The 20,544-nt window shown below is 58.3% G+C and carries 14 protein-coding genes and 1 pseudogene; 6 read left to right on the top strand and 9 right to left on the bottom strand.

Translation table 11 applies throughout. The features are described from left to right. Nucleotides 1-70: 70 nt before the first annotated feature. Nucleotides 71-1,225 (top strand): helix-turn-helix transcriptional regulator, encoded by a 1,155-nt coding sequence (locus F2S13_RS19200; protein WP_166363658.1) that lies wholly within the window; start codon nucleotides 71-73, stop codon nucleotides 1,223-1,225. A gap of 300 nt (nucleotides 1,226-1,525) precedes the next feature. On the opposite strand, the pseudogene F2S13_RS19210 reads toward F2S13_RS19200, so the two are convergent. Further along, a pseudogene (locus F2S13_RS19210) lies at nucleotides 1,526-1,747 on the bottom strand (adenine nucleotide alpha hydrolase family protein); the annotation flags it as partial. Between the two features lie 197 nt (nucleotides 1,748-1,944). Between F2S13_RS19210 and F2S13_RS19215 the strand changes: the two are divergent. Then, complete coding sequence (locus F2S13_RS19215; RefSeq protein ID WP_166363662.1) at nucleotides 1,945-2,646, top strand: EthD domain-containing protein; 702 nt, start codon at nucleotides 1,945-1,947, stop codon at nucleotides 2,644-2,646. Between the two features lie 100 nt (nucleotides 2,647-2,746). On the opposite strand, the gene F2S13_RS19220 is transcribed toward F2S13_RS19215, so the two are convergent. The 7 genes from F2S13_RS19220 to F2S13_RS19250 all read right to left on the bottom strand — a co-directional run bounded on the left by F2S13_RS19220 (nucleotide 2,747) and on the right by F2S13_RS19250 (nucleotide 14,892). Further along, complete coding sequence (locus F2S13_RS19220; protein WP_166363664.1) at nucleotides 2,747-6,448, bottom strand: hypothetical protein; 3,702 nt, start codon at nucleotides 6,446-6,448, stop codon at nucleotides 2,747-2,749. Nucleotides 6,449-6,566: 118 nt separating this feature from the next. Beyond that, a complete protein-coding gene (locus tag F2S13_RS19225) occupies nucleotides 6,567-8,399 on the bottom strand; it encodes an ABC transporter ATP-binding protein (RefSeq protein ID WP_166363666.1) in 1,833 nt (610 codons plus the stop codon). A gap of 117 nt (nucleotides 8,400-8,516) precedes the next feature. Then, a complete protein-coding gene (locus tag F2S13_RS19230) occupies nucleotides 8,517-9,782 on the bottom strand; it encodes a DegT/DnrJ/EryC1/StrS aminotransferase family protein (RefSeq protein ID WP_166363668.1) in 1,266 nt (421 codons plus the stop codon). A gap of 97 nt (nucleotides 9,783-9,879) precedes the next feature. Further along, nucleotides 9,880-10,611 carry a PIG-L family deacetylase gene (locus F2S13_RS19235; protein ID WP_166363670.1) on the bottom strand — a complete coding sequence of 244 codons (732 nt, stop codon included), beginning with the start codon at nucleotides 10,609-10,611 and terminating at the stop codon, nucleotides 9,880-9,882. Next, a complete protein-coding gene (locus F2S13_RS19240; RefSeq protein WP_166363672.1) occupies nucleotides 10,608-11,855 on the bottom strand; it encodes an aminotransferase class III-fold pyridoxal phosphate-dependent enzyme in 1,248 nt (415 codons plus the stop codon). The genes F2S13_RS19235 and F2S13_RS19240 overlap by 4 nt, the downstream gene beginning before the upstream one ends. Nucleotide 11,856: 1 nt before the next feature. Further along, entirely contained in the window at nucleotides 11,857-13,707 is a 1,851-nt protein-coding gene (locus F2S13_RS19245) for a hypothetical protein (protein WP_218584000.1), read from the bottom strand. A gap of 102 nt (nucleotides 13,708-13,809) precedes the next feature. Beyond that, the gene (locus F2S13_RS19250) at nucleotides 13,810-14,892 is read right to left on the bottom strand and encodes an iron-containing alcohol dehydrogenase (protein ID WP_218584001.1); all 1,083 of its coding nucleotides are present in this window, start codon (nucleotides 14,890-14,892) and stop codon (nucleotides 13,810-13,812) included. Nucleotides 14,893-15,547: 655 nt separating this feature from the next. Here F2S13_RS19250 and F2S13_RS19255 point away from each other — a divergent pair. From F2S13_RS19255 to F2S13_RS19270, 4 genes are all read left to right on the top strand, one after another. Next, on the top strand, nucleotides 15,548-17,158 hold the full coding sequence (locus F2S13_RS19255) for a GMC oxidoreductase (RefSeq protein ID WP_166363678.1): 1,611 nt from the start codon (nucleotides 15,548-15,550) through the stop codon (nucleotides 17,156-17,158). A gap of 24 nt (nucleotides 17,159-17,182) precedes the next feature. Beyond that, nucleotides 17,183-17,431 carry a DUF6137 domain-containing protein gene (locus F2S13_RS19260; protein ID WP_166363680.1) on the top strand — a complete coding sequence of 83 codons (249 nt, stop codon included), beginning with the start codon at nucleotides 17,183-17,185 and terminating at the stop codon, nucleotides 17,429-17,431. A gap of 189 nt (nucleotides 17,432-17,620) precedes the next feature. Beyond that, nucleotides 17,621-18,856 (top strand): glycosyltransferase, encoded by a 1,236-nt coding sequence (locus F2S13_RS19265; protein ID WP_166363682.1) that lies wholly within the window; start codon nucleotides 17,621-17,623, stop codon nucleotides 18,854-18,856. A gap of 76 nt (nucleotides 18,857-18,932) precedes the next feature. Next, on the top strand, nucleotides 18,933-19,823 hold the full coding sequence (locus F2S13_RS19270; RefSeq protein ID WP_166363684.1) for a phytanoyl-CoA dioxygenase family protein: 891 nt from the start codon (nucleotides 18,933-18,935) through the stop codon (nucleotides 19,821-19,823). A 100-nt stretch (nucleotides 19,824-19,923) separates the two neighbouring features. Here F2S13_RS19270 and F2S13_RS19275 read toward each other — a convergent pair whose 3' ends face one another. After that, nucleotides 19,924-20,409 (bottom strand): nuclear transport factor 2 family protein, encoded by a 486-nt coding sequence (locus F2S13_RS19275; protein WP_166363686.1) that lies wholly within the window; start codon nucleotides 20,407-20,409, stop codon nucleotides 19,924-19,926. Nucleotides 20,410-20,544 lie beyond the last annotated feature (135 nt).

Raw genomic sequence — 20,544 nt, forward strand, 5'->3', positions numbered from 1 at the left:
CGCCACATCCCGGCGCGCGAGTCTTGAGCAAAAGCCACGAAATCCGTGGCCCCCAGGATGGGCGACACCTATGTACACCGCCGATGTCTCGCTCGATGAGCTCTGTCACATTATCGAGTTGATCTATGAAGGCCCCAGCGAAGCGTTGCCCTGGCAACAGAGCCTCGAACAGCTGCGCAGCAGTTTGCAAGCCAGCTACGTGACGCTGATCCTGCGCCCTTCCACGGCCGAAGATCCCGGTTTCATGGTCAATGCCGGCACCGTTTCCACCTGGGCGGTCGGCGCCTATGCCAGCACTTACTATGCCCTTGACCCCTTTGTCGGGCTGCCGCCAGGCGAAGTGCACACGGTGGCGGAAATTCTCGGCGAGGAGCGCTGGCTGAACTCCGCCTTCTACCAGCAATTCAACGCACCGCTGGACGTTTTCCACATCATGGGCGCAGACCTGCGCAGCACCGACGGCAGCGAGTGCCGCCTGCGCATTTGCCGTCCACGCCGGGACGAAGCCTTCAATAGGGAGGACAAGGCGCTGTGCACGCGCCTGCTGCCGCACTTGCGACGGGCAGTGGGCCTGCGCAGTCAGCTCAAGCGCAGCGAGGCAGAATGCCAGCTCTACGCCACGGCCGTGGAGCGCCTGCAGATCGGTACATTGATTCTCGACGACAACCGCAGAGTGCTGGAAATCAATGAAACCGCCAGAGAGCTGCTCGCCGAGGACGATGGTCTCAGACTGGTGGACGGCAGCCTGCAGGCCGCCTGCAATCGCGACGACCATGCCTTGCAGCGGCTGATCGGGCAAGTTCAGGAAAAACGCCTGCAACCGGGGCCGAAAATCGCCGAAGCCATTACCCTGAAGCGGCCATTGAGCGGTGGCAGCCTCGGCGTTGTGGTACAGAGCCTGCCGCGCCCGGAAGGCCCGCAAAGTCGCCTGCCCGCATTGGTGGTCTACCTGCGCAACCCGGAGCGCAAGGCCTGTGTCCAGCAGCAGACCCTGCGCCAGCTGTTCGGCTTCACCCCCACCGAAGCCGAGCTGACGCTCCAACTGGCCCACGGTCATTCACTGGATGAAGCAGGCGCGCGGTTGAACATCCGGCGCAACACGGTGAAGACGCACCTGCGCTCTATCTACGCCAAGGCCGGCGTCACCCGGCACACCGAACTGACCCATCTGTTGCACAGCAGCGTGGCAGTCCTGGCCGGAACGAGTTCTGCAGAGCATTTGTAGCCGCTGCCGCCAGGCTGCGCTGGAGTCCCGCAGGGGCTCCCTTGCAATGTCAACGTTGCATTCGGCCGCTGCGCGGCCGATCGCGGGCAAGCCCGCTCCCACAGAGGTATTACGTACACCGGACTACTGTGGGAGCTGCGGTGCGGCGATCCGACTTGCCAGCGATGAGGCCCGCAGGGCCTCTAATTACCCCAAGGCCAGGATCAAACCAGCCGTTCCAGTTCCGGCACGGCCTCGAACAGGTCAGCCACCAGGCCGTAATCGGCCACCTGGAAGATCGGCGCTTCTTCGTCCTTGTTGATTTTCCGGCAGTTGGTGGGCATAGGCTGCGTTATCGGCAACCAGTACCTTGGCAACGCCAGCAATTTTTGCAGCGGCTTCGGCCACAGCGCCAACACCGGCACCGGCCACCAGCACGTGAATGTCGCCACCGATTTTCGCGGCAGCAGCAACGGTGTTCAGGGTTGCCGGGGCAACGGCAGCATTTTCCTGACCTTGTATAAAGTCAGCGATCACCAGGATACGCCTATGTGCGGGCCGGCTGTACCATCCCAGGACAGCAGCCAAGTAGTCTGTTTGAGGGATTACGCGTTCCTGGCCTTGATTGACCATGGGTCCAAGGCCTCGCCTGGAAGTCGGCTCAGGCCCGAGCACCCTGGATGAGCTGCGCCGCAATGCGGCCGATCCATCCATCAACCGAAACGAGGATCTTGATCGCTATGGAAAAAGTCATCTACCTGCTCTGGCGTGATACCCAGACCAGCCGCGAAACCTTCGCCCGCCGCCTGCGCAGCGAGGTCGCCGAACAACTGCAGGCCCTGGGCGCCCAGGGTCTGCAACTGAACCTGGCCGACGCCGATGTCGAACCTGCAGCCGGCCTGCGCCAGGAGAACAACCGGCCTTTGCCCGATGGCAGCCTGTCGCTATGGCTGGACAGCGCAAACGGACCTGCTCGCCGCCCGTTTGACGATCTGATTGCTGCGGCGACGGCACGCATGGCCGCCTATCTGGTCTGCGAGTCGGTTGCGATCCGCAATATCCGCTTCCCCGCAACGCCCGGCGAGCGCACCCACGGCTTCGCTCAACTGGCCCTGCTCACCCGCCCTCCTCGACTCACCCCTGAAGCCTGGCTGGATATCTGGCGCAACCACCACACCCCGGTGGCCATCGACACGCAAGACAACTTCCTATACGTGCAGAACCTGGTGGTATTGGCACTGACTCACGGCGCGCCGCGAATCGATGCCATCGTCGAAGAATGTTTCCCGCCAGCCGCCATGACCGATCCCCAGGCGTTTTTCGATGCGGTGGGCGACGAGGCGAAATTCCAGCGCAACCTGGGCGCGATGATGGACAGCTGCAATCGCTTTATCGATTTCGACAAGATCGACGTGCTGCCGACCAGTCAGTACTGCCTGTAGGGGAGCCTACAGAATTCGGAAAAATCGTACGCTAAAATTTTCCGAACTGTCAGAGGCCTGTCAGGTGGATCTGCACCTGGCGCGGCCCAACCGCAGCACACTAGGTCGGCCCCAAGGAGGCGGGACGCGTCTGCACAAGAGTCGGCCACGAATCCAACGTTGTCCAATCGATGCCTTTTTCCATTTCAAATCGACAGACAGGCCCGCGCATCAATATCTGAGCCTGGATGGCCTGCTCAGCGTCGGCGGTGTGTCCCCAAGGAATCGCATCCAAGTCCCGTAGTAGACCCGCCAATATGTCCTGATCAAGGCGATCGCCAAATCGAGCGGCCAAAAAATGTTTCGCCCGACGAAATCGAGTTCCAGTGCCGATTAGTTGCGTAGCCAAGAGCGTTGCGCCACGGCCCTCCACAGCAATTTCGGGGGCATGCCGCACTATCATCGCCGGCATTCCCGATAGGGTTGACGATCCCGCCGCCACGATTTGCCGGAGGTCATCCGCCAAGTCCGAACGTTTGAACAGGCAGGCTGCGATCAGGTCATCGCCGACATTGAAGATGCCCCGCCCGGCGAGTTCCGAAAGCGCCTGTCTTGGCCAATTGGCCGCCAGAAACAGGCTGGCCTGCCGGAGCGACTCATAGCGATCGGACCACAGCCCATCGTCCGCGGATTCCTGATTCAGCCAGTGCGCATACCCGTCAATCAAGCCTAGGCAATAATCGAATCCCCTGCGCAGACAACGTAAGAGCAGACCACGAACGACTCGACTCCGCGCCATCGCGGCGACGGTCGACGACATCGGCAGGGCGTGCAAGGCGACGTACTGCGACGCGTCGTCGAGTACCGCCCGGTGCCGTATCAGTGTGGTGAGAATCGCCTTCCATTGCGGCCCGTCAAAACATTCGGCGAAGCCTTCGACGGCTTCGTTGACGACATACGAGAAATCGTAAGAGGCGTCGAATAGCAAACGCGTGGCGACCACAAAGTGCCTGAGATGCTCGTAATCCCAGGGATCTGATCCTTGCGCGTTGAGGCGGATGAACAGTGTCCAGGTACCCAGCACTTGCTCGCGCCGGACCGTCAGTGCCGGGAACATCCAGGCGCGGAATCGATCCAGGAACACCTCAAACGCCAGGATCCGGGCGATTTCGCCCCCGGGGCAATCAGGCGGCTCCGTCCACTCTACCGAGATCTGCCGTGGCGTGAACACGTAGCTCGCCTTGTGCGTTCCCATCGGAATCTGGATCTCGAGCAACTCTCGTTCAAATCGCAGAACCTTCGTCGAGCGACTACTAAACGTCGAACAGAAGTGCTCGAGCGCTTGTACGCGCCGTGGTAGCCGCTGCGTGTCAATACGCAGTCCTGTCAGGGAGTATTGGTGAAGGAGATTATGTAGAACGTGCGGATTCTCATACCGCTGTGGCGTCTCGCGGGAAGCCACAATGGCGTCAAACTCGAATCGCCAGTTGCGGTCCTGTATCTCGAATGACTCGGGGATCGCTTCATCAGTCCACTGACGCAGCCAAATTTGAAAGCGCTGAAGCACTGCGGCATCGCGCTCAGGTAGCGATCCCATGCACAGAAATCTGATCCACCATTGCATCACCATGAGGTAGCGGCCATAGCTGCTGACGTCGCCCTCATCCACCACGCGCCCTAGCAGCATTTTCAATGTGGCATCGTAAGTTTCGACTAACGATCCTCTGATCTGCTCTGCAACGTTATCCAGACCTACCACGTACAGCGCGTCCCGGAGCGTCAAATAGGCATCGTTGAGTTGCTGAGGAAGCTGCGCCGTCGCTTCGCCTCCCGACACAATGCTTCTAAACGACGTTACTGACTGCCGGAATGCGTCCACTGGCTCAAGGACGGCGGGATTGTTGAGAGCCTGGCGTGTAAGCAGGATCCCGCTTGCGATCGGCAACTCCAGTGAACGTATGGATACCATCGCTTCGACAAGCAAACCGTCTTCAAGGTCGTGCGCTAGTGCGTCGATGTAGGAGGCAGCGTCATCCAGCACATAAACTGGTAGTCGCACACATTCCGTCCTGACGAAGGCCAAGCTTTCAAGAATCAATACGGCATTGTCGCGCCGAAGCGCCGTCAGTTGAACTGCGGCCGAGTCAAGCAGACGGCGCAACGTTTGCGGCGGTACCCAGGACGTCGCCGCTTCGCAGGCGAGCAGTGCCATGACGATTCGAAGGTCACCACTGGCGACCAATGTGCGTGTCACGGACGACAGCGCGAACAGTGTACGCAGGTCACGCTGCGGCCTACCCTGTGATACTTGGACGGCACGTTCGTAGTCTCTCGCAAACTCCGTGAGCGCGCAATATTCGCCGGCGTACCCTGGGTTCTTTGAGCGCCAGATTGCCGCGAGCAGAGACGGTGACTCCACTACGCCGTCGGCGCGTTGCATCCACCTCGCCGGTGTTGGCTGTTCGCTAAGTGCCAATAGTCGGTCCTTGACTTCTCGCCCGACCGGGAGACGACGTAACTGGGTAAGAACTTCGACACAGTCTGGCGCCAGCTCGCCGCCAGGTATCAGCACCTCGTCGGTGAAGACAAGTGCGCAGTCGTCGGGCAACACCAACTCTCGGCGAAGCTCACTCTGAATTGATCGCAGCATGGTCGAGTCGCCCAGGATTAAGGCGCCGCGGTCAAATACAACGCAGTCTGCTCCGGCTGGCATGCGCCGAGTGTCCATCCTGACGCAGGTAATTTTCTGCTGGCGGAACATGATACCCGCGTGTTCCTCCGCGCTGCCTTCGTCCACTATCACCACTGCCACGCCGGCCTGCTCCCACGCGTTGAGCGCAAGATATCGGCGCCAGGCGCACATGAGATCCGGTGCCACTAATGCGCGGCCCGAGGATTGTGTGCCAAGCATCAACAAGCCGGCTTCCGCGACATCGTAGCGCCCGATCAACGCTGCACGGCATGCATCGGTCAACACATCACGGTCGCGAAAGGCATCATCAGGATATGCCGGCCGCACCTGCAGCAGATGCAACCGTCGAACCGTCGTCGCGCGCAGATGGCTCCCGCGCCAGAGCCTGAGGTCTGAGCAAGCCGGACGCAAGACTAGGGTCGTCGCCTGCGAGCCGGTACTCTGAGCGCTGGCGAAACCGAAGCCGATCGTATGCGCGACGTTCATCAGCTGTGGGTTTCTCGGCATGACGGTGGTCACGGACACGAAGCCAAGTGTCGTCTCGAGTCCCCATTCGCAGTCGATCGCTGTAAAGTCGAACGTCTGCATCAGCTGGTTACATACCGCCTCCATGTGATCAAGAACTGCCGTGTCCAGATACGGCGAATGATCGTGACCGACATCGCCACAAACATCGATATTCAGCAACGGCTGCACAAAGCATGGAATGGCCTCGACATGATCGTAACGCCCCGAAAGCGCAAGCTGGCGTCGTGCGTGCTCGGTCGATCCACTCATGGCCACAGCGGCAATGCGCCGTATGAGCGCTTGGGGCTCGGGACATATCAGACTTTCGTAGCCGCCGGCATTGACGTGATCCGTCAGATCCTCGTTACCTGCACTACGCACGATCCAGGGACCTGGACCACAGACGTCCTCCACTTGTCGCGTCAGCTGTGGAAAAGCCTCCTCCAAAGCGGCTGCGTAAATCGATACTGGGTCGTCCGCCTGTGCCAGGCCGCCCGCCACTGCGGTCGGCAAAGGGGCGATCGGAAAGACGGGCAGGACAAGACTACTTAGGGATTCGATCTTCCGAATGCGCAGAAGCCGATCCACCTTGGGTCCGTAGAGCTGTTCTTCGTCTGTAGTCATGGTTTAGCACCCAAGATTCGATGAATAAGATGGTGCAGCATGGCGATGGGCCGGCAACGGCATATATCAATCTCGCTACACTTTCGGTGCAGGCACGTCTTCAAGGGGTCACGTACTTTCATCTAGGGTCGCCCAGGAATCCGCCGCTTTGGTGAGCCCACAACCTCGCGTATAGACCTCCTTGCGCAAGCAGGGTCGTGTGGTCGCCCTGTTCGACAACACGTCCCTCATCAAGCACGATCAAACGGTCCATCGCCGCGATGGTGGACAACCGGTGCGCGATCGCAATCACGGTCTTGCCTTCCATTAACCGGTAAAAGCTCTGCTGGATTACGGCTTCGACTTCGGAATCAAGTGCACTGGTCGCCTCATCGAGCAGCAGGATCGGTGCGTCCTTCAGCATCACGCGAGCAATGGCAATACGCTGACGCTGTCCACCAGAGAGCTTGACGCCGCGCTCGCCCACATGCGCCTCGTAACCGCAGCGATTGCCCGCATCACCGAGATCTTGGATAAAGGTATGTGCCTCTGCGCGCCGGGCAGCCGCTTCAATCTGCGCCGGAGTCGCATCGGGTCTGCCGTAGGAAATGTTGTCGGCTACCGACCGATGCAGAAGTGAGATGTCCTGCGTGACTATGCCGATTTGGCTGCGCAACGAATTCTGCGTAGCGTGTGCGATGTTCTGCCCGTCGATAAGGATGCGACCGTTTTCTAGATCATGGAAGCGCAGCAGCAAGTTCAATAGCGTCGACTTGCCGGCCCCCGAGCGGCCAACCAGGCCAATCTTTTCACCAGGCTTGACCGTGAGGTCCAGATCGTCGATCACTCGTGACCCGTTTTCGGCATAGCGGAAGCTCACTCGTTCGAAGCATACTTCGCCACGTGTCTCTGCGAGTTCGACGGCGCCAGGTACATCGAGAACGGCAGGTGGGATCGACAGCATCTTCATGCCGTCCTGCACCGTGCCGACGTTCTCGAACAGGCTGGTCATCTCCCACATGAGCCACTGCGACATGCCTTGCAGCCGCAACGCCATAGCGGTGCAGGCGGCTACGGCGCCCACTCCCACTACACCTTGCGACCACAACCACAACGCGGTACCCGTCGTGCCAATAGTGAGCCCAATGCTCAGGAGATGGTTGACGATCTCAAAGGCGCTCACTAGCCGCATCTCGCCGTAGCCAGTGCGCATGAATTCGCGCATCGCCTCGTGCGCAAACCCTGCCTCGCGCTGCGTGTGCGAGAACAGTTTGACAGTGGCAATGTTGGTATAGGCGTCGGTCACGCGTCCCATCAATAGCGCTCGCGCGTCAGCCTGCTCCTTGCCGAACTTGCCAAGGCGAGGCACGAAATAGAACAACGCGGCGATGTAAAGGACAAGCCAGATCACGAAGGGCCATACCAACTGCGCATCGAGCACGGCAACCAGGACGATCATGGTAGTTATGGAGACACTCATAGCGACCATGACGTCGGCCAACACGAATATGGTTTCGCGTACCGCAAGTGAGGTTTGCATCACCTTCGCCGTGATACGACCCGCGAACTCATCCTGATAGAAGGCCATGCTCTGCCCCAGCATCAGCCTGTGAAAGTTCCACCGCAGCCGCATAGGCAGGTTCACCGTGAGGGTCTGATGCTTGACGACGGACTGCAGCGCCACTACTACGATGCTGGCCACCATTACAGCAACCAGCCATAGTAATGTCTCGCCACGCTCAGCCCACAGGCGTGACGGCTCCTGCAAGCTGAGCCAGTCGACGATGCGGCCGAACATGGCAATCAGCAGCGCCTCTAACGCCGACATAATCATCGTGAGTACCGCCATGGCGGCGATCTTGCCGCGTACGCCCTGCGTGCAAGCCCAAAGAAAGGCGAAAAATCCCCGGGGCGGCGGTGATGGCTCGGCGGCAGGGAACGGACAGAGCAATTTTTCAAAGAAGCCGAGCAAAATATAGCCTCACTAATATTCCGCGACTGATGCCACACGCCTACCGGGTGGCGGGTAATGTTTTGACATACCAAGTCAATGCGATAAATGCGTCGCTTGCGCATTCGCTCAAGCACTTCAGCTGTCGATCAACCTGGCTACTTTTTCGAAGGCGGCGGCCACATGTTCTATCGCGCTCGTATCGGCCAACAGCATCCGGTGAGGAAGAGCGATGCAGGACCTGGAAAATTCTTGCGCTATAGGCAATTGATAACGGGTTGGATCGACCGCATCGGTGAATGCCTTGCCCAGCCCGAACCGGTTTCTCGAGGAGGGCTTGTAGAGACGATTCTGGTTAAGCGCGCTGTACATCGTCTTGCAGGGCAACCGAATTTCCGCAGACAGCGCCGCAGCGAACCTCTCCGCGCCCTGTGTCTCGACAATCGACTGCGGCAACCGCACCACGTAGATGTAATGCGCCCGCTCCGTGGTGCGAGGGGCGGTAGCCTGTGGCAGGAAACCAAGAGAAACCAGAAAGCTGTCCAGAACGGCGGCATTACGACGCCTATGTGCCAGTTGCTCGTCCAACACCTCCAGTTGCGCCACCAGGATGGCGGCATGAAACTCCGAGAGACAATGGTTGTTGCCCATGATCTCCGCGGTTTCGACCAGCGCCATCTCATCCATTCCAGGGGGCTGTGCAGAGAGCGTTCGGCCGTCGGCCCGCAGGTGCGCCAGGCGGCGTGCGACGCCCTCGTTGTCAGTAATCACCGCCCCACCCTCGCCGCTCGTCAACAGCTTGCTGTGCTGCATCGAAAACGTACCTGCCGCGCCGAAACAACCAACATGCCGACCGGCATACCTGGCGCCATGTGCCTGGGCGCAATCTTCGATCAAAGGAAGGGAGTGCGCCTGAGCGATTGCTACGAGGCGATTCAGGTCGGCGACCGCCGATCCAAGATGGACCACAGTGATGGCTCGCGTACGCCGCGTGATTGCGCGCTCAAGTGCCACTGGATCAAGGCAACCGGTCTCGGGTTCCACGTCGGTGAGGACGGGGATAGCATTGATGCCGAGTACCGCGGACGCTGATGCGACCCAGCTCACGCCGGGCACGATTACCTCGTCGTGCGCCCCGACCTCGCAGGCCTCCAACGCCATACTCAAGCTGGCGGTGCCCGTCGAGGACGGCACGCAATACCCGGCGCCAGTGTATTCGGCAAACGCCTTTCCGAAACGCTCTTCCCAAGACGGCTGCCCGCGGTATTGACCACTGATGGACCATCGGTGGCTGCCCAGTACGGCATTGACATTACGCAGGGTGTTATCAGTGCTCTGGGGCCAGTTGGGCCAATTCCCGTCGTGGACCGGCGTCCCTCCGTAAATTGCTAGCTTTTCCAACATGGATGCCTCCGTCAATCAGGGTTAATTCGGTCTATCCAGGACAGCCACGGGATCAAGCCAGCGGTTGTTCCGGATCAACTCTTTCGCTAGAACGGATTCAATTCACGCGTCGCCACAGGCGCTCCGCATATCGTGCGATGCCGGTGCCGACACGACCGGCATGTAGCAGCATCTCAGCGATGGTGGATGCACTGGTCTGTGAACGGTAACCCCACATGTCCTCGCATTTGCTTTCCAACACAACTTCGATGTCGGCCGTCATGGCGGGTGCTAGGCCTTGAATGGCAAGCTGTCTTTCGAGTTCCGGGAGCGGCAAGCTCGAGCTGTAGGGAACGTCTTCGTAGTAAAGGACTTCGACGTGATCCAGCGTATCAGCGGCAATTCGTACGATCTGATGATCGACATGCCCACCAAGGCCGCACGGAGCAAGCACAACCTGAGGCGACCGACACGCCACGGCGTTACGGATCAAGTTCACGACGTCCTCGGTCCTGGGATCATCGGTGGCTGCGATGCTAAGTTCTGTCGCTTTGTCATATCCCATCACAAAGCTGTCTGGACAGGACAACAGGTCGTAATCGATCCGCCGTCGCGCGCAATACGCTCGATCCTCCCGCTCCCGTTCTGCCGATATCGCATGTGCAGATTTCTCCCACGAAGCCTGCGGCAGTGCCCATCCGCTGTGGCCGAAGATTGTTACGAGACGGAGATCCGCTCGCATAGAAAGCCGCACAACGATGCCGCCTATGGAGTAGGCAATATCATCCGCGTGAGGTGATAGCAGCAGGATTCGCCTGCCCATCATTGACTCCAGAGATGACGAGATCACCGCTCCTCCTTGATCCAGCGAATCGCTTCCTCGACAGGAACGAGATCGTTGGCTCCGTCTATCATGCGAAAGGCTGCCTGGAAGCGCCGCTTCCGGTTGATCGACACGGGGCCGCCTCTTCCGAACCGTTGCGAAGTGGCAGTGAGCCCTTTCTCGAAACGTTCGAGCAATTCGTCAAGTACGTCGCCGGTCGCGAGCGAGACAGCTTGATTGTCCCCTTCGTATAGAAGTAGGCCCGCCATGGCACAATTCGCGTACAGGGCTTGATCCAGGGCTTCTGTGGCACCCACGATTTGCAGCATTGGACCATCGCCGTAGATCACGATCGGCAGCCCCCTGCGTTGCACGATATTGCGCATTTCTGCAGCCAGGGTGGCTCCACACTGGACCAATCGCTGGTAACCATCGTGGCTGTCCATGTAGTCCAATGTGGCCAACGCTGCCACGATCGGGATCGTGTCAAAATAGGCGGTATAGGTGAACTCCTTCGCCGCGGCCATCACATCGGATCGGCCCACCAGGCACGAGAGTCGGTGGCCATTCGCCAATCCTTTGGCGAAGGTGTACAGATCTGCATGGAAGCCGACCGTCCGTGGAAATTGGGAGGCGCGCACCGAACGGTAGCCTTGCTTGACGTCATCGCAGCACAACAGCACCCGCTCATCCCTAGCGATTTTCGCCAGCCGACGAAGTGTATCCGGTTGCAAGTGGACGTAGTCCGGCGACAGAATTACCAAGGCCGTTTGTCCGCGATGCCGCTCAAGCACCTGTTCCAGCAGTTCTGGCACGAAGTAGAAGTCAATGACTCCACTCGCATTGGCTTCCAGTAGATTGTCACTCGTAGCCCAGTAGTCGCCCCAGCCGTGATAACCCGCACTTGCAATGAAGTGCCGGCCCGTGAATTGCCGCGCAGCCTGAACGGCGGCTCGACAGGCTTCCGTCCCCGTACTGAACAGGGCAAGCCGCGCTTCGTCCATTCCGACGTCGTCGATGATCCGGTTTGTGAGCACCTCATGCAGGTCACTCCAGCAGGTCGCCGATGCCAGCCCGCTGTGTAAATGGCGAGTAATCGCCAAGTTCACTGCTGGGTGGTGGTGCCCGAGCGTGACGCCGCCTTTGCCATTCATCAGGTCGATATACTGCTTGCCGTCCGAGAGCGTCACCGTGGCCCCACTGGATCTGATGGCGCGCAGCCTAGGCTGTGCAGTGCAGATGTTGCTGACGATGTGCTGAGGTCTGTCCATGTCATTTCCGGGAAGGCGCGTCGATCTCGGCCAACTTGGAAGTTGTCCGCATCAATTGATGGAAGTCTTCATAGAGGGTGATGCGTCCACTTTCGCTGGGTATTCTCACGCTGCGAACTCTAGACTCGACGATCGTCAGCGCAGCCAGTGACAGGCACTCCCTTACGCTCGACCAGGTGAGACCGCACATCGATGCGAGCTGCCCAGCGTCATCGATCGCCAGGCAATTTTCGAGAATGAAAGCTGCCAATTCCAGCTCGGGAAAGCTGATGTCTCCCCAGTTTGCTTCCAGCTGAAAACGATGAAGCCTTCCGTGTCGGTCAACCTGCCAATGCCAGCCACCGCTGCCATAACGTAGTGACGAACGGAAGGCCCTGCCCGTCCGTCCCGGCCACGGTACCGGCTCCGCTAGAAACACTCTCAGTGGCTCAGATATTTCCTGTAGCGGATCGCAACCGCACCACTTTCGCATGGTATCTGCCATTGCCGACCAGCGAGGATCAAGTTCCATGACCACGGGGCTGTGGTACGTGTGCGCAATGGTTTGCCGTGCAGGGGCGGCCAGCCAGTTCGCCGCTTGAAGCAGTAAGTCGGCTCGTCTCGGCTGGCTCGCAGCATGAAACTGCTCCTGGAATGATTGTGTGGCCCCGATGTCGACCGTGATGGCATAACCGTCAACTAGCCAGGCTACCCCCATTGAACCCATCTTCCTCACGCGCTCGAACTCCGCACGCCCGAACACGCCTTCGCCGATAAAACGCAGATGTAACAACGCCTCACCATCAGGCCCAAGAATTTCGATCGGCGTCTTGCGTGGGTTCACCAAAGGGCGACACCCGTTCAGGACCCGTGGATCGTTCCATGGGAGCCAGGCGCGACTGAGCCCGTAACGCATTTCACCGTGTGGGCACCGGAAGTGAAGTCGCACCTGGGCCGGGAGCGAAGGAATGCCCGCTGTATCCCGCAGTCGTGCGATGAATTCAGGTTGTTCACCAGGTAGCAAGCATTCCCAAAGCCGTGGTGCACTCGAGTTGCGCATCACGTGCGTCTGTGAGTGTGCCGGCATCGGCTGCACCGCCGGACCGTGCCAAAGAGTTCCGATGCTCGAGAACCATAGATCGACGACGGGCTCGCGCAACTGTGCCGCTACACCTTCCATGGTGGCTCCGGTATCCGGACGATCGTCCACCACCACGATCACAGGGGCGAATCGGTGCTCCAACCAGGCCCGCGCGATTTCCAAGTCATCCGACGTTGCGCATCCTTCTCGCGGGCGCACCGTACACCAGTGCACATCGGCAACGCCCAACCCGGTCAGTACTGCCTTCCAGAGCGGAGCAAGGTATGTTCCACCGGTGCGGATCCCAACAATCAGGAAGGCCCGATCAAGGCGCACCTGCGCGATCAATTGATCAACGTCGCTGGCAATCAACGCAAGATCAGCAAGGTCGTAGCCACAGCACTCCGGGATCGGCAGGTGGAGCACTTTGCTCAGAGAATTGAGCGATGAGTTGGCATGGAGCGCGACACTCGCAGAGGCGAGGTGATCGATGTTTATGGACGCAGTCGCGGTCCGCCCCAGCATCATCTGTGCGGCGCAATCGGCTGCACATTCGGCGTGGCGAAGCTGCTCTTCGAGTTCTTCCATCGTCGTATCGCCAAGCACGCCGTTCGATTTTCCCACAGCGATCAGGTCGGCCCAGAATTGCACGCTGGCGCAGGCCACCAGATATCGGTCCAGAGGGTTTGGGGTGGCTGCGGCACACAGGCGACTCAATGCAAGCCTGATATCGATGCGCATCAGTCCCACAGAGCCCGCCTGGGCAGGTTGGTTAACAAGAGGGTCGTTCATAGTTATCGCACGCAAAGAGATCCGTGGGCGCGTCGATCGCGAAACCTCGACGTCATTAGAGATTGGCTGGCCCGCAAATGGCCATGACTTGAAAAGCCCTTGTCACTGCCGAGATTTCTCGACGGCGATATCCTTGATCTCCGTTAAGCAATCCTCAATGCAACACTGAACTAGCGAGGCTTCGACCAGTATCAGGGGTCTACCAACTGGTCCGGCCGGCGCCCCCAGGCCATCTAGCAGGATCATGGCAACCTGATCAGGACGAGCGCAGACATAACCTCGCTTGTTGTCCGTGCGCAGCAGCGCCATCACTGCAGCGACAGTAACCCCGGCCGGCAACCGAACCGTCAGTCCATTACGTCTGAGTAGCCGATAATGAAGACTCCGGTCTGCTTCGCTCAGCCGCCCTAAGCGACTGGCAACTTCAGCTGCCACGATCATTCCGAGGCCGACGGCTTCTCCATGTGGTACTCGCCCCTCCGCTGCCAGTTCGATTGCGTGGCCAACCGTGTGGCCGTACTCGAACACAAGAGCCTCTTTGCGCTCGCATTTATCGGCTTTCATCACCCTCTGCTTTGCAAGCAAACCTGCCTCGACAATGACCAAGAGTTCCTTATCGGAATAATTGGCGTCCGGCTTCAATCCACTTTCGAGCAGCGGTATGGTCTCGGTTGCCACGGTCAATGCGTTCTTGATGATCTCGAACATGCCAGACCGAATTTGCGTCGCCGGCAACGTCCGGAGGAAGTGAATATCAATCAGAACAGCGGTGGGCTTGTGAAAACAGCCAAGCAAATTTTTGCCTATAGAAAGATTCACTGCCTGCTTGAGCGAGGCTACTGAATCTGCCGCCGCTATTAATGTCGTCGGCACATGTACGAGGCGAATACCGCGAAACAGCAATGCAGCTATTAATCCCGCGAGATTTCCGACAACCCCGCCACCCACGGCGACAATGACGCTACCCCGGTCAATACCAGCCTGAACCATTTTGTGGGCAAGACGCTCGACAGTTTCCAAGGATTTGAATGATTCGCCATTGTCGACGACCCATAGACTGGCAACCACCTGAGCGGAAAGTTGCTCACACAATACGCCCGCATGCAACTGACTGACTGTTCTGTCGGTAATTAAGTGATAGCTAGAGGCACCAAATTCACGCAAACCCGATATGATTTCATCCAAGCATCGAACGCCAATCCATACCGGGTAGCACTCATCTTCGAATTGAAGTCGCAAGTTACGCATAAGACTCTCTCAATTATTCAAGAGCATAGTTAGCAACATGACGCTTATCGCCACCGAGCCACTCAATACGGCCTAAGGCTAGGTACCCAGTCACAAAGTACATGACATCACAGAACACCGACGCCAATCACACTCATGTGGCAAACGCATCACTTATAAGAAAACCAAATTCAACGAACAAAATTTGACCGTCGATCATGGGTATCGCACCAAACACAGCGTGAACACTGCGAATATAAATGCAATCAAGGCTGCCGTGATGTCAACAAAATTTTCGTGTAATTTGTGATATCTGAAAATTACTACGAAGTCCTAGGAGCGATACTACATATCTTTCTTATATAAAATAAATTTTCCAACTTGCAATTTCTCCCCCTCAGTTTCTCTGCTAAGGTGATTTCACTTGGGACAAAAAGGCACGCTATCGGCGATAGGCCAAGTGAATGCACGCTTGGGCAGTGCTACCCCATAGGCGTACGTTTGCGCATCTATAATTGATTTGTTGGAAAGCGCGGATTATTTACTCGATAGGAAAGCGAGATATCTGCGTTGCACGCCTACGTGTAATCACGTTAGAGGACGATCCATAACGATGACTTCTTCACTAAACCAGTACGCCGAAGACTGCGCGCTCGGTATATCCCATATACATGGGCTGCGGTCAAACATTCTGTTAGATGATCCTTTCGACGTGGTCATCATTGGTAGTGGGGCCGCTGGTGCGGTTGCTGCAGACACCTTCGTTCGAGCCGGACTTCGCACCCTCTTGCTGGAAGAAGGTGTGAGACTTAAGGCGAGTGCAAAGAATGCGGACGTTGACGCGCAAGCCGGGCACGCATTGGCTGGCAATTCCACACAAGGATGGAATCCGCGGGGATGGCCATGGAGTACCCGCAATCTTGGTGGCGGAACGGTTTTCTATGGCGGTGCCTCGTTTCGGTATACCGATTTCGATTTCGATCCCAGCGAGCGCATCCGTGTTGACGGACTACCGGTGAAATGGCCAATCAACGCTTCCGATCTCGCTCCTTTTTACAACGAGATAGAATCGAGTCTTTCCATCGACCACGCAGGGTTTGAGAGTAGGCGAAGACAGGCACCTAATACGTTGAGCCTGCCCGCGGAACATCTTTGGGAAGGAGCGCTCCGGCTCGGCCTGTCCCCCCGCCCGACTCCTGTAGCGATCGACCGCAGCCGGTGTGACCACTGCTCCTTATGTATCGCGGCACAGTGCACGCGCGGCGCCAAGAGCGATGTGGTGAATTCCCTGCTCGGCCCCTTGGCCGATATGCCCAACCTGCTGCTTCTGACCGGCGTGAAGGCCGTGGCACTAACACAGGAAAAGTGTACCCACGCCAGCGCGGTGCAGTGCATGGACACCATAACCGGTCAGATCAGTTCCGTCCGTGGGCACCGTTTTGTGTTGGCCTGCAATGCAATTCAAACGGCCGCATTACTGCTGCGCTCGATCACACCTTATGCCCCAGGAGGTCTTGGCAACGAGCACGATATGGTTGGTCGGGGTCTCTGCATGAAACTCAGCGAGTATTCGCAGGGCATGGTGAATGCTGACCGACAACTAATCAACGATCATCCAATCGGTTATCGGGGGCCTTTCTCGACGGTCTGCACGCTTGACTATTATCTGGACGAACGTTGTCCGACCGGTGTCGGTGGACTGATCTACGAAGCAAAGCACGACGACTGGAGCCTTCTACAGGGCGATGGTTTGGTATTACGCGTGGAAACCATTCTTGCTGACCATCCGTCTCTCGGGAATCGGATCCGTCTCTCCAGTAGTACGGACTCATGGGGCCTGCCGCGATTGATGATCGACTACACAAAAAATCCACAGGATCTAGCACGCCTGGCTTATATGGTCGAGCGCTCAGCCGACTGGCTCACGTTCGCCGGCGCGCGGGATATCCAACATCAAGTCTCGAACTTCGCAATGGGCAGCACTCACCTACACGGTACTTGTCGCGCGGGTGACGATCCGCGGACTTCCGTGGTGGATCGGGATGGCAAGCTCCATTCGCTGGATAATGTCTACGTTGTGGATGGCAGCTACATGCCCTACCCGGGCGGAGTGAATCCCACTCTGACGATCCAGGCCAATGCCTTGAGAATTGCTCGCCAGATCGCCCGCGACGCAACGGGTCATGCAAGCGCCTCGCAAGCGGCGCAGCCCTGCTCTAACTGAACATCAATCAGAAAGTGACCACACATGACACCCCACTTCATCCGCCAACTCGTCATTCACACAATCTGCAATGTGACCGGCGAAACCCCAAAAGATGTTACGGCCCTCGACAGGGTTGAATTGAATACACGCGATTGGGAGCAGGTCTTCAGCCGGCTGGAAGCGACGCTCGACATCCAGACCGGTATGTTGACTTCAGCCGAGCGATCGATCTCCATCGACGCGTTGATGCGTGTGCTGCACGCCAGGCTAACAGACGACATCGTCACCTGACCGATACGTGGTCGGAATCGTCGTGAGTCCTGACGCGCGTCGTGACCTCGCCCGTCCGGATAGCTGAGGACGTTGCATGATGTTTTCGCGTCTCATCAGGTAGTCGCGACAGGCGCACTTAACGGTCACCCGGCTCTACACTCTCGAACTGCCATCGGCCCTTATTCATTTACCAAAGGCCTGATTTGTATGAAAGTCTTGAAGCTGACGCCCTTTTTCCATCATCCGGATGCTGACTCGTGGCCAGCGGCGTACGACTCGGTAGGTGGCATGCAGGTCCAGACCTGGCGACAGGCAGTCTGGCTCGCTCAGGAAGGTATCCATCAACATGTTATGACCATCGGCTTCCCCGGACTGCCCAAGCTGCGACAGTTGCATCCATTTCTGTGGGTAGAGCGCATGCTACTACCCATGCCGCGGATACGGTCCGAGTTCAGTGGTTTGATCGGGCTGACGCAGTCGTGGGCCGTGGCAACACTATCTGCACTGCTCAAAAAAGGGCGTAAGCATGATTTCGATGTCGTTCATACGCACCTCGACGGACAAATTCCAGCGCTGCTGGTCGCTTGTTTAGCGCCTCGATTACTACGGCGCCCGCTGATCCTGACGGTGCACTGCTCTCGTCTCGCGGTCTACACGCCGCATTCCTGGCTGGACATGCTTCAGCACCGTCTTGCCCGGTGGCTGGAACGCAAAGCCGTGGGCACGGCTTTCGTGGTAGTCGCCCTGACCCAACGAACCGCTTCCCAACTCACACGTGATGCTCGTCATGTCGAGATCGTTCCCGACGTGGTCGACACCACAGAATTCGCGCCGCCCCCGCAAGAAGGCGTAATTGCGTTCCGCAAACGTCATAATCTGCAACGGCAAACGGTGGGCTTTGTCGGCCGCAGCGCGAAAGAAAAAGGATGGCGACATCTTATCCCGCTCGCCCAGGCACTTCGCGAGCAAGAGTGCGAGTTGCTGATCGTCGGCGACGGGACACAGCGGGATCGGCTGCGGCACGCCATTTACAAGGCTGGACTGCAAGATTGGGTGACAGTTACGGGCTTCATCCCCAATCATGAAGTGCCCCTGGCGATCGCGGCCTGCCGTCTGATCGTGATGCCGTCAGCGCATGAAGAGTTCGGGGGAGCCAGTATTGAAGCGCTGGCTACAGGCGTCCCGGTGGTGGCTTTTGCCGTTGGCGGTCTTCCGGAAATTCTGCGCGGCATTACGCCCGACCTACTGATCGCACCGGAAGATACGACCGCGCTGATTGCACGAGTAAAGGCGGTGCTGGCCGGGCACCATTCGCAGAGTATCGAACCGGCGCGGTTGCGTGCCTACGTTGAGCAACGTTATGCCCCATCCGCAATGGGCGCCCGAATCCTGGAGCTATACCGGTTGGCGCTAATCAACTCCACGAAACCTGTCAGACCATGAGTGCCGTAGCGCAGCAACTGCGCGGCATCGGCAGCGACTCGTCCAACGTAAAACGGCCCGTCACGGAGGATTCTCGATGTCGCTGATTCACCTTCCCAACACCGCTTCAGCATCGGAAGTGGAGCAATGCTTGCGCGAGAACGGTTACGCCATCATTGACAAACTCGTACCCGGCACCGCTATGGATCGCATCGCCGAAGAGCTCGAACCCTACACGGCGGTGACGCCCTTCGGGCCTGACGGCATTCTCGGTAGACGGACCAAACGCACCGGTGGGTTAATTGCGCGATCTATAGGGGCGCGCGAGTTGATCCTCAATCCTACTATTCTCGAGACTACACGGCGCTTTCTCTGTCACGCTACAACGTTTCAGATCCATTGCACGCAGGTCGTGTCAATTTATCCAGGTGCAACAGCACAAACACTGCATCAAGACGAGGTGGCCTGGGACATGTTCCCCTTTCCTCACGACTATCATGTGCAATGCAATACCCTATGGGCCATGACCGACTACTCCGAGCAGATGGGAGCCACTCGCATCGTACCCGGCAGCCACCGATGGGGGCGCAGCATCGAGTTTGATATTGCGACCAGCTTTCCTGCGGAGATGGAAAAGGGATCAGTACTCGTCTACGACGGAAAGGTGTACCACGGTGGCGGAGCCAATCGCTCCGACCGAATCCGGTCGGCCATCAATCTGACTTATGCGCTCGGCTGGCTTCGGCAAGAGGAGAACCAGTTCCTATCCTGTCCGCTAGAAATTGCCCGTACGCTGCCGGACGATCTGCTGCGTCTTATGGGCTATCAGTGCGGAGCGTTCGCCCTGGGCTACGTCCACGGGTTCGAAGATCCGATGACTGTGTTGGGGCGGAGTAAACCTGGCAAACTTGTGGGCGCGGAGCTGATGCTGACGGCCGAGCAGAACAACGATCGCAGGTCTTTCCTGCGGGAAGCAAAATTCGATTGAGGAACGTTTGGGAAGTGAGCATGGACGTCCCGGGTTTAGACCGAATTGCCTTCGCTTGTAAAAGCCCGACGCCATGCGCCGGGCTTTTTCATGGGCGTGTCTACGCGTGGCAAGTCGGATCAAACAGGCTGGCGGTCAGCTTGAACTGTTCGGGGAGCGGCGAAGTCAGGGTCTCGAATACACGCCGGTAACCCGTTGCGAGGATCTGCCAGGCCCCATCTCGCTTGATGTACTCATCCTGGTAAAAGGCCGTGCCGTGGAGCATCCAGCCGCCGTCCAGGTCGATGACGTGATCTTCCAGGTACCAGGTGCCCCTGGCCCTGTCCGCTGCCAGCAATTCGATCTCCGGATGGTGGCCCTGGTGCTTGGACAGCAGGCCGGGCCTGTCCATTATCGCCTTGAGTCCCTCAACGAACGCAGCACGGCCGTCGAAGCTGTATTTGCCGCTGTCGAGGGCCGTTTTCACGTCCTCGGCCAGGCAGGTTTCGAACAAGCTCCAGTCGTGGCAGTCGAGCGCGCGAAAGTAGCGGTACTTGAGTTGTCTGATCTGCTCGATTTCGAGGTAGGTGTCCATCGTCATAGCCATTGGTTGTGTTCCTGTGAATGTTCCTGTGGATGGTCCTTCGCGCAGGATAGGCAGGGGTCAGGCGGCACTCATCGTCCGGCCAGACTAGCGACTGCCCCGCTGACCGGACGAACGATGTCCCCTGCCCCTGGCGCT

It is taken from the genome of Pseudomonas akapageensis (assembly GCF_011355085.1).
GTDB lineage: Bacteria > Pseudomonadota > Gammaproteobacteria > Pseudomonadales > Pseudomonadaceae > Aquipseudomonas > Aquipseudomonas akapageensis.

What these genes read in the sequence shown, in the direction of transcription:
- F2S13_RS19270 (WP_166363684.1), top strand. Translation starts at nt 18,933, where the DNA reads ATGTCGCTGATTCACCTTCCCAACACCGCTTCAGCATCGGAAGTGGAG.
- F2S13_RS19240 (WP_166363672.1), bottom strand. Translation starts at nt 11,855, where the DNA reads ATGGACAGACCTCAGCACATCGTCAGCAACATCTGCACTGCACAGCCT.
- F2S13_RS19230 (WP_166363668.1), bottom strand. Translation starts at nt 9,782, where the DNA reads ATGTTGGAAAAGCTAGCAATTTACGGAGGGACGCCGGTCCACGACGGG.
- F2S13_RS19245 (WP_218584000.1), bottom strand. Translation starts at nt 13,707, where the DNA reads ATGAACGACCCTCTTGTTAACCAACCTGCCCAGGCGGGCTCTGTGGGA.
- F2S13_RS19220 (WP_166363664.1), bottom strand. Translation starts at nt 6,448, where the DNA reads ATGACTACAGACGAAGAACAGCTCTACGGACCCAAGGTGGATCGGCTT.
- F2S13_RS19215 (WP_166363662.1), top strand. Translation starts at nt 1,945, where the DNA reads ATGGAAAAAGTCATCTACCTGCTCTGGCGTGATACCCAGACCAGCCGC.
- F2S13_RS19265 (WP_166363682.1), top strand. Translation starts at nt 17,621, where the DNA reads ATGAAAGTCTTGAAGCTGACGCCCTTTTTCCATCATCCGGATGCTGAC.
- F2S13_RS19255 (WP_166363678.1), top strand. Translation starts at nt 15,548, where the DNA reads ATGACTTCTTCACTAAACCAGTACGCCGAAGACTGCGCGCTCGGTATA.
- F2S13_RS19200 (WP_166363658.1), top strand. Translation starts at nt 71, where the DNA reads ATGTACACCGCCGATGTCTCGCTCGATGAGCTCTGTCACATTATCGAG.
- F2S13_RS19260 (WP_166363680.1), top strand. Translation starts at nt 17,183, where the DNA reads ATGACACCCCACTTCATCCGCCAACTCGTCATTCACACAATCTGCAAT.
- F2S13_RS19275 (WP_166363686.1), bottom strand. Translation starts at nt 20,409, where the DNA reads ATGGCTATGACGATGGACACCTACCTCGAAATCGAGCAGATCAGACAA.